The sequence below is a fragment of the Aphanothece hegewaldii CCALA 016 genome (assembly GCF_003007785.1).
Classification (GTDB): Bacteria; Cyanobacteriota; Cyanobacteriia; order Cyanobacteriales; family Microcystaceae; genus Chroococcus; species Chroococcus hegewaldii.
Genome location: NZ_PXOH01000070.1, coordinates 1 through 7,684, shown reverse-complemented (window position 1 = coordinate 7,684; position 7,684 = coordinate 1). Strand labels below are relative to the sequence as shown.

At 36.1% G+C, this 7,684-nt stretch carries 2 protein-coding genes; both read left to right on the top strand.

Translation table 11 applies throughout. The features are described 5' to 3' along the window. The coding region (locus C7H19_RS24545; protein ID WP_146136590.1) for a non-ribosomal peptide synthetase at positions 1-1,604 on the top strand (1,604 nt) is incomplete at its 5' end. A 27-nt stretch (positions 1,605-1,631) separates the two neighbouring features. Beyond that, positions 1,632-7,684, top strand: a 6,053-nt coding sequence (locus C7H19_RS24540; RefSeq protein ID WP_146136589.1) for a non-ribosomal peptide synthetase, incomplete at its 3' end; no start/stop codon positions are given.

Below are 7,684 nucleotides of genomic sequence, written 5' to 3'. Positions count from 1 at the left end.
ACTACATCATCGACGACGCACAAATCACAATTCTCCTCACACAAGAACATCTATTACAGCAATTTATCGAAAAAGTCTCAAACATACACAGTCTTTCTCTCGATGTATCAACTTTCTCCACCACCAACCCAGTCACTCAAATTCAACCGAACAATTTAGCTTACATCATTTATACATCAGGCTCAACTGGGCAACCTAAAGGAGTCATGCTCGAACATCTCGGCTTAGTCAATATTTATCACGCATGGTCGAGTACCTATCAATTGACCAAAAATTGTCATAATTATTTACAAATGGCAAGTTTTTCCTTTGATGTGTTTACTGGCGACTGGGTAAGATGTTTGTGTTCTGGCGGAAAATTAGTCATTTGTCCTCAAGAATTTTTGCTAGAACCCGATAAACTGTATCATCTAATACAACAAGAACAAATAAATTGTGCTGAATTTGTGCCAGCAATTTTACGAAACCTGATGCAATATTTAAATCAGACACAACAAAAATTAGAATCGATGAAATTGCTGATTGTTGGTTCAGATACTTGGTATTTGAGTGAACATCAAGCCATTCAACAGTTGTGTTCTCCAGATACTCGCGTCATTAACTCCTATGGTGTCACTGAAGCAACCATTGATAGTTCCTATTTTGAATCGACTCATTTGACAAATCAGCCCAATAAAATTACGCCCATCGGTCAACCTTTTCCCAATACACAACTATACATTTTAGACCCCTATTTACAACCTGTACCAGTGGGTGTAACTGGAGAATTACATATTGGTGGAAGACAACTAGCGAGAGGCTATCTTAACCGTTCAGAACTAACAACCGAAAAATTCATCCCTCACCCTTTTAGTGATAAACCCTTCGCTAAATTGTATAAAACAGGCGACTTGGCACGTTATTTAAGTGATGGGAATATTGAATATGTGGGACGCATTGACAATCAAATAAAATTACGAGGTTTTCGCATAGAACTAGGAGAAATAGAAGCCGTACTCACACAACATTCCGCTATCGATGAAGCATTAGTTATTGTTAGCCAAGCAATACCAGAACAGCAAAAACTTATCGCCTATATCGTCACAAAAAACTCAGACATTGAAACATCACAGATTAAAACATATCTGCAAGACAAACTCCCAGAATATCTAATTCCTGCCGTTTATGTAATTTTAGACGCATTTCCTCTAACTCCCAATGGTAAGATCGATCTCGCAGAGATCCGCTTCGCGGCGCGTAATGCTTTACCAAAAACTGATTTATTAAATAACGATTTAAGTATTGCGCCCAGAAATTCAACAGAACAACTCATCGCTGATATTTGGACAGATATACTAAAATTAGAAAAAGTAGGAATTTATGATAACTTTTTTGAGTTGGGCGGACATTCTTTACTAGCAACCCAAATCATGTCGCGTGTGAGAGAAGAGTTTAAAATTGAAATTCCCCTCCGAACTTTATTTGAAACTCCGACAATTATTGGATTAGCTGAGTTTATTATCAACCAACAATTAGAGCAAGTAGATGATGAACTATTAGAGTCACTTTTAACAGAAATTAATGATTTATCTGACGAAGAAATACAAAAATTATTAGATGAATAAATTCAATTAAAGAGGAGCATATATTAAATGAGTGATTTATCAAAACGCTTAGAAAATCTTTCATCCGAAAAGCGAGAACTACTTTTAAAAAAAATGCGATCGCAAAATTTAAACCCTCAAAAAGAAGAAAAAATAACAATCGTTTCTATCGCAAGAGATAAACCGATTCCTGTTTCTTTTGCTCAAGCTAGACTTTGGTTTCATGAACAATTAGAAGGGGCAAACGCTACTTATAATATGCCGGCTGCCTTGCATTTACAAGGTATTTTAAATATTGTTGCTTTAAAAAAATCACTTCAAGAAATTATTAATCGCCATGAAATTCTTAGAACTCAATTTAGCGAAAATGCTCAGACAGTAAATCAAATTATTTTAAATAATTTAAAATTTAATTTATTAGAAATTGATTTATATTCTGTCGTCAAATCAGAACAAATGGAAAAAGTATATCAATTAGCAACTGAAGAAGCTCAGAAGCCATTTGATTTAACAAAAGTTCCTTTGATTCGTGCCACTTTAATAAAACTTGAGGCTCAATCCAATGTACTCTTACTAACCATGCACCATATTATATCTGATGGTTGGTCAATTGAAATTTTTATTAAAGAATTAGGGATACTTTACCAAGCATTTTGTGAGAATAAACCCTCACCCCTATCAAACTTAACAATACAATATGCAGATTTTTCAGTTTGGCAAAGACAATGGTTACAAGGAAATATTTTAAACCAACAACTACAATATTGGAAACAACAATTAAATCATGCACCTTCATTACTCAATTTACCAACTGATAAACCTCGTCCAGTTTTTCAAAGTTTTTGCGGACAAACTCAAACTTTTACATTAACAAATTTATTTAAGAAAAAATTAGAAACATTAAGTCAACAATATAGAACAACACTGTTTACAACATTACTTACAGCTTTTGCCGTTTTGCTTTCGCGTTATTCTGCTCAAAAAGATATTATTATTGGTACACCTATAGCTAATCGAAATCGCACAGAAATCGAACCCCTAATCGGTTTTTTTGTCAATAGTTTACCCATTAGAATAAAGCTCGAAAATAATCCCACATTTACTGACTTACTTCAGCAGGTGCGTTCCTCTTGTTTAGATGGTTTTGCTCATCAAGATATTCCTTTTGAAAAACTTGTCGAAGAACTGCAACCCGAACGAAATCCGAGTTATCATCCACTGTTTCAGGTAATGTTCGATTTACAAAAAGAGCCTTTAAGTCAAATAAAAACAGAAAACTTAACTTTAAGCCTTTTAAAAATAGAATCGAATACCGCTAAATTTGATTTAACATTATCATTTGAAGAAACAGAATCAGAATTAATTGGAGAATTTGAATACAATAGTGACCTATTTGAATCCTCAACGATTCAGCGCATGATAGGGCATTTTCAAACCCTAATTCAGAACATTATTACTCAAACCGAACGACCAATAAGAGAACTCAATATATTAACTCAAGCCGAACAAGAAAAAATCCTAAATGAATGGAATAAAACAGAGGTAAATTATTCTTCTGAGTGTATCCATCAATTATTTGAAAAGCAAGTCGAAAAAACTCCCAATGCTATTGCACTTATTTACCAAAAGCAACAACTTACCTACTCACAACTAAACTCTAAAGCCAACCAACTCGCCCATTATCTAATATCCTTGGGTGTAAGACCAGAAACAAGAGTCGGGATATCTGTCGAGCGCTCAATTGAAATGATTATCGCCATCCTCGCCATCCTCAAATCTGGTAGTGTATATGTACCAATTGACCCCGACTATCCCACCTCACGACTCGACTACATCATCAACGACGCACAAATTAACATCTTACTTACACAAGAACATCTATTACAGCAATTTATCGAAAAAGTCCCAAACATACATAGTCTTTCTCTCGACGTAACCTCTTTCCCCACCACCAACCCAGTCACTCAAGTCAACCCAAATAACTTAGCTTACATCATTTATACATCAGGCTCAACAGGGCAACCCAAAGGAGTCATGATACCCCATCAAGCAGTAGTTAGCTTCACAAATTCCGCAATATCTACCTATAATTTCACAGCATTTGACAAAATCTTACAATTTGCGACCATCAGTTTCGACGCTGCAGTAGAAGAAATCTATGGTGCATTGTCTTCAGGAGCAACATTAGTACTACGCAGTGCCACCATGCTTGACTCATTTGAAACATTCCTAAAGGAAAGTCAAATTGAGGAAATAACAGTATGGGACTTACCTACCGCATATTGGCAACAATTAACCAATTTTATCGCTAATACGGGTCAAATCATCCCAGAAACCTTAAGACTTGTCATCATCGGTGGAGAAGCAGCATCCGTTAATAGTATTAATTTATGGCGAGAAAAAATCGGTACTTCACCTCGTCTATTCAATACTTATGGTCCCACAGAAACAACCGTCGTCGCCACAAAATATGAAATAACTTCATCTATTGACATCAATACAGTACCAATTGGAAAACCGTTAAACAACGTTCAAACCTATATCTTAGACCAATACTTACAACCCGTACCTATTGGTGTACTAGGAGAATTACATATTGGTGGAAAACAACTAGCACTTGGTTATTTGAACCGACCTGAACTAACAACCGAAAAATTTATCTCAAATCCTTTTAGTAATGACCCATTGGTTAAATTATATAAAACAGGTGACTTGGCACGTTATTTAAGTGATGGAAATATTGAATATGTCGGACGCATCGATAATCAAATAAAATTACGAGGATTTCGTATAGAATTAGGAGAAATAGAAGCCATCCTCACACAACATCCGCAAATCAGCGAATCACTTGTTATTGTTAGCCAAACAACACCCCTAAAGCAAAAACTTATCGCTTATCTTGTCACAAAAGACTCAGAAATAGAAAGCGCGTCAATTCGAGCTTGGTGTAATGAAAAACTACCAGCATATATGATTCCTGCCGTTTATGTAATTTTGGACGCATTTCCTTTAACTCCTAATGGTAAGATAAATCGCAATGCTTTACCTATTCCCAATCAAAGCATCGAGCGCAAAAAGCCACCAACAACCCCTACAGAACAACTCTTAGCCCTCATTTGGTCAGACATTTTAAACATTGAAAACATTGAGAGAGAAGATAACTTTTTTGAACTGGGGGGACATTCACTTTTAGCAACACAAGTCATCTCCAGAATTCGTCAAAACTTAAAAGTAGAAATACCAGTCAAAAGTCTTTTTACATATCCAACAATTGAACAATTAGCCCAACACATCACCCAAATACAACAAAGCGAACAATTACCACCCATAAAAGCGAGAGAAAGAAATACTACTAACTTACCCCTATCATTTGCTCAAGCGAGACTCTGGTTTTTAGACCAATTAGAAGAACATTCTAGCACCTATAATATGCCAATTGTCCTACAAATCACAGGACAATTAAATACAGAAGCCTTACAAAAAAGTTGGACAGAAATAGTAACTCGTCATGAAGTCTTACGAACCAATTTTGTCACCCATGATGGCATTCCCGTACAAATTATTCATCCTGAAGTAGACACAGAAATTAACTATATTGATTTCTCAAAAAACACAACTAATCAAAAAATCACAGACCTAATTAGTACAGAAATAGAAAAACCCTTTAACTTATCTTCAGATAGATTAGGACGAGTTAGCCTAATTAATTTAGGACAAGACAAATACCTACTTTTAGTCACCTTACATCACATTATATCTGATGGATGGTCGATGAGTATTTTAGTACAAGAACTTTCGACACTCTATCAAGCATTCAGTCAAAATAAAACATCACCTTTATCGGAATTACCCATACAATACGCTGACTTTGCACAGTGGCAAAGAGAAATATTAACTGATGAATATTTAGACAAACAACTACAATATTGGCAACAACAACTTGAGCAAAGTACAACAACCTTAAATTTACCAACAGATTATCCTCGTAGTACTTTAGTCACTAACCGAGGTGCAAGTTTCCCACTACAAATCAATCAAGAAATCACATCTAAACTGAAAATGATAACGCATCAACAGGGTGTAACTTTGTTTATGCTGCTCTTATCAGTATTTAGTGTCATTTTATCGCGCTACAGTGGACAAACCGACTTGATTATTGGTTCACCCATAGCGAATCGAAATCGTGCTGAAATCGAACCATTAATCGGCTTTTTTGTCAATACTTTACCTTTACGAATAAACTTAGAAAACAATCCGACATTTAGCGACTTACTTAAACAAGTCCGCGACATATGTTTAGATGGCTATGCACATCAAGATATTCCCTTTGAAAAATTGGTTGAAGAACTGAAAATCGAACGAAACATGACACAAAATCCCCTATTTCAAGTCATGTTTGTCTTACAAAATACACCAGAAGATAAATTAAAATTAGGAGAATTAGACTTAACCGTCTTAGACAGCGAATCCCAAACCGCTAAATTTGATTTAACTCTTTCAATGGAAGAAACTGAAAAAGGATTAATAGGAATTTGGGAATACAAGACTGATTTATTTAAAACCGAAACAATAGAACGCCTCAGCCAACATTTTCAGAATTTATTAGAATCTTTAATAAATAACCCGCAACAATTAATTAGTGAAACTTCTTATTTGAGTGAATCTGAACAACAACAAATCTTAGTCGAATGGAATCAAACCCAGATAGATTATCCTCAAAAAAATGATTGTATTTATCAGTTATTTGAAGCCCAAGTCGAAAAAACACCCGATGCAGTCGCCCTAGTCTACCAAAATCAACAACTTACTTACTCTCAACTTAACTTTAAAGCCAACCAATTAGCCCATTATCTAATATCCTTGGGTGTAAGACCAGAAACAAGAGTCGGGATAAGTGTCGAGCGCTCAATTGAAATGATAATTGGTTTACTCGCCATCCTCAAAGCGGGTGGTGCATATGTACCGCTTGACCCCCATTATCCGACTGCACGACTCAACTACATCATCGACGACGCACAAATCACAATTCTACTCACACAAGAACATTTACTCTCAAAAATCTCTAAACCCAACATAAGAGCGATTTGTCTTGAGCAAGATTGGTCTAACACTAATCTAACTAATCCTGACACTCTAGTGAAAAGCGAAAACCTCGCTTATCTCATTTATACATCTGGTTCCACAGGACAACCCAAAGGCGTTGCACTCACCCATCAATCTCTTGTCAATCTTATTCTCTGGCAAAAACAAAGTAGCCGAAAAGCCAACGCAAAAACCCTACAATTTGCCCCCATTAGCTTCGATGTATCTTTTCAAGAAATAGCTTGTACTTTATGTGCGGGTGGTACACTTGTTTTAATCAACGAAGACCAACGCCGCGACTTTTTCGCTTTATGGCAATTAATTGACATAGAACAAATTGAACGAATTTTTCTGCCTTTCGTTGCCTTACAACAACTTGCACAAGTCGCCCAAGAGAAAAACACTTTACCGAATAGCTTAAAAGAAATCATCACCGCCGGCGAACAACTGCAAATGTCATCCAGCATCAATAATCTTTTGCAACGTTTACCCGATTGTACTTTAGAAAATCAATATGGTCCCTCAGAAAGTCATGTTGTAACCGCCTTCAAACTGTCTCAAAATGCCCAAAACCTTGTCTTACCGCCCATTGGTCAACCGATAGCCAATAACCAAATCTATATTTTAGATACTCATTTGCATCCTGTACCCATTGGAGTCGCGGGAGAATTACACATCGGCGGAGTTTCATTAGCAAGAGGTTATCACAACCGACCTGAACTAACGCAAGAGAAATTTATCACTCATCCTTTTAGTCTAGACAAAACAGCGCGTCTGTATAAAACAGGAGATTTGGCTCGTTATCTCAGTGATGGTAACATTGAATATCTTGGACGCATCGACCATCAAGTCAAAATTAGGGGTTTTCGCATAGAACTAGGAGAAATTGAAGCCATCCTCACACAACATCCGCAAATCAAAGAAAATGTCGTCAAAGTCCTCGAAAATCAAACGGGAAAACAATTAGTAGCTTATGTAGTCTCTCGTTCTTCTACGCTAAAAAAAGAAGAAATTAGACA